Origin of the sequence: Cellulomonas sp. IC4_254, from assembly GCF_011603975.1 — a bacterium.
Taxonomy (GTDB): Bacteria; Actinomycetota; Actinomycetes; order Actinomycetales; family Cellulomonadaceae; genus Cellulomonas.
This window is the reverse complement of the sequence record NZ_JAANNB010000305.1, coordinates 1-2,867: the sequence shown is the minus strand read 5'-3', so window position 1 is coordinate 2,867 and position 2,867 is coordinate 1. Positions and strand designations below refer to the sequence as shown.

The following is a 2,867-nucleotide window of genomic DNA, read 5'->3' as shown; positions in this document are numbered from 1 at the left end:
CCCCTGCCACCCCGCCGACGCGGACGGCCCGGCCGGGCGCAGCGCCCCGCGGCACCGGTGCTCCTGCGGCACAGGACGACGCCGCGACCCGCGCCCAGCGCGCGGACGCCTGGCGGCGCATGTGGGGCTTCCCCAGCGCCGACGAGGGCGGGGACGCCGCGCCGCAGCAGGACGACACCCGGAGCACGGAGGAGGGCCGATGACCGCACGCACCACGGGGCACCGCCCCGGCACCGCGCGGCTCCGCCGCCGCCTGGCCGGCACCGCGGTCGCGCTCGTCGCGGCGCTGGGGCTGGCCGCCTGCGCCAACCCGGTGCCGGAGCCGACGCCCGACGCCGTCCCGGCGGTGCCGCCGCCGGCCCTGACCGTCGCGCAGTCCACGGACGTGCTCGACCAGGTGGGCACGGTGCTGGCGGCGGGGGACCAGGCGCTGGACGCCTCGGGCCTCGGCGCCCGGCTCGTCGGGCCGGCGCTCTCGATCCGCACGGCCGAGTACGTCCGGGCCACCGCCACCAACGGCGAGCGCGCGCCGGTCACGATCCCGACGACGGCGCAGACCACGATCACGCCCGACACGACCAGCTGGCCCCGCACCCAGATGGTGGTGACGACCCAGCCCGACGACCTGCAGGCGCCGCTCCTGCTCGTCCTCATGCAGGACGGCCCGCGCGACCCGTATCGGCTCTGGAGCTGGGCGCGGCTCGGCCCGTCGGTGCAGATGCCCCTGACGGCGACGCCCGAGGAGGGCAGCGAGCCGGTCTCCGCCGACGACACCTCGCTGCTGCTGTCGCCGAACGAGGCGGTCGCGCAGTACGCGGACGTGCTCACCAACGGCGACGCGTCCGGTGCCGCGGCGACCTTCCCGGCCGACTTCTTCCGGACCGCGATCACCGAGGCGCGCAACCAGACCGCCGCGAGCCTCCAGGCGGTCGCCACCGTGGCGGAGACGGTCGCGCCGGTGGCGGGTGCGGTCACCGCGCTGCGCACGGCGGACGGCGGGGCGATCGTCGTCGGCGAGCTCTCGACGGTCACCACCGTCACGCTGTCCCAGGGGAGCATCACCCTCAACGACCCGTTCGACGCGGCCCTGGCCGGCAAGACCAGCGTGTCGAGCAACCTGGTCCGGACCTGGACCGACGTGGTAGCGATGTACGTGCCCCCGGCGGGCGGCGCGCAGCAGGTGACCGTGCTGGCGGCGGAGCACGCCCGCACGGCGGTCACCGGTGAGTGATGACGTGAGAGCACGCGAGAGCAGGAGCACTTCGGCATGAGCCAGAACCCGGCCCACGAGCCGCGCCTCAACGTGCGCGGGGCGGTCGACCTCTCCGGGCTCGGGCGCCCGGCGACCCCCGCGCCCGGCACCCCCGGCGGCCTGCCGACGCCGGGGCCGTACACGGTCGACGTCGACACCGAGGGCTTCCCCGCCCTGGTGCAGTCCTCGACGCAGCACCCGGTCGTCGTCCTGCTGTGGGCGTCGTGGAGCGAGACGAGCATCAACCTGGCGCGCGACCTCGGCGCGCTCGCCGACCAGTACGGCGGCCGGCTCCAGCTCGCCCGGATCGACTCGGAGGCGAACCCCCAGGTCGCCGCGGCGTTCCAGACGCAGTCGGTCCCGGCGGTGGTCGCGGTCCTGGCGGGTCAGCCGCTGCCGCTGTTCCAGGGCGCGCCGCCGGCCGACCAGGTCCGGGGGGTGCTCGACCAGGTGCTCGAGGCCGCTGCGGCCAACGGCATCACCGGCACGGTCGCGGCCCAGGAGGCGGAGCCGGCACCGGCCGAGCCCGAGGAGCCGCCGCTCCCGCCGCTGCACCAGGAGGCGTACGACGCGATCGAGCGCGACGACCTGCCCGCCGCGGCCGCCGCGTACGAGCAGGCGCTCCGGGAGAACCCGCGCGACGACATGGCCCGCGCCGGCCTCGCGCAGGTCGGGCTCCTCAGCCGGACCCGGGACGTCGACCTCGCCACCGTGCGCAAGGCCGCGGCCGACGCACCGACCGACGTGGACGCGCAGCTCGCCGTCGCGGACGTCGACGTGCTGGGCGGGCAGATCGAGGACGCCTTCGCGCGTCTGGTCGACACCATCCGGGTCACCTTCGGGCCGGACCGGGAGCGGATCCGCGTGCGGCTCGTCGAGCTGTTCGACGTCGTCGGCTCCGAGGACCCGCGGGTCGCGGCCGCCCGCCGCGCGTTGGCGAGCGCGCTCTACTGACGCACGCGGCCGGCTGTTCCCCGCACAGGGGAGCGGTGCCGACGCCGACCGGGCCCGTCCGACCTCCGTGGGCGGGCGGGCCCGCGGCGTTCCCCCCCGGGGCGGGGACGGCGCCGGCGTGGATCGCCGCGGCCGGATCGCCGCAGGTGGCGGCGCTGATCGGGGGTGACCGCCGTCACGGCGTCCCGAGTTGACGCTCCCTCGCGGTCCTGCGTAATGTTCTTCTTCGTCGCCCGGCAGGGAGGAACGGACACCGAGGATCAACCCGGTGGCTGGTCCCGCGGACGACCACCCCCCCTGGTACGGCCTGAACGGGACGCATGAGCCCGAACATCGCCGCGCCGCGGGACGATCCACGCGATCGGGACGGTCCACACGGACTTGACCGGCCGGAGCGGATCGGATAAGTTTGAACGGTTGCCTCCGGTCAGGCGCTCACCGAGCGAATGAGGGATGCGCGTCTGTTCTTTGAGAACTCAACAGTGTGCCTAGTAGTTGATGCCAAGATGGTTCATCGGCTCGGGTGGTCGTCCTCATTCGGGGGTGGCTGGTCGGTCGGTGGGTCTTGGTTGATACGGAAGCCAGTCCGACCCCGTCGGGTGGCTTTCTTAGCAGCCGAATTGACTGATCCTCGCTCGCCAGCGGGTGGGGGTCGTTTCGT

Annotated in this window: 3 protein-coding genes; all 3 read left to right on the top strand. The window is 74.9% G+C overall.

All coding sequences use genetic code 11. The annotated features are described in order from the left end of the window. Window positions 1-203: hypothetical protein (locus tag G6556_RS19235; RefSeq protein ID WP_205693732.1), on the top strand; the 203-nt coding region annotated here is incomplete at its 5' end. Further along, window positions 200-1,231: a hypothetical protein gene (locus tag G6556_RS18150; RefSeq protein WP_240934715.1), complete on the top strand. Its 1,032-nt coding sequence runs from the start codon at window positions 200-202 to the stop codon at window positions 1,229-1,231. The genes G6556_RS19235 and G6556_RS18150, both read left to right, overlap by 4 nt. A 36-nt stretch (window positions 1,232-1,267) precedes the next feature. Next, the gene (locus tag G6556_RS18145) at window positions 1,268-2,206 is read left to right on the top strand and encodes a tetratricopeptide repeat protein (RefSeq protein WP_166944456.1); all 939 of its coding nucleotides are present in this window, start codon (window positions 1,268-1,270) and stop codon (window positions 2,204-2,206) included. Window positions 2,207-2,867: the final 661 nt, after the last annotated feature.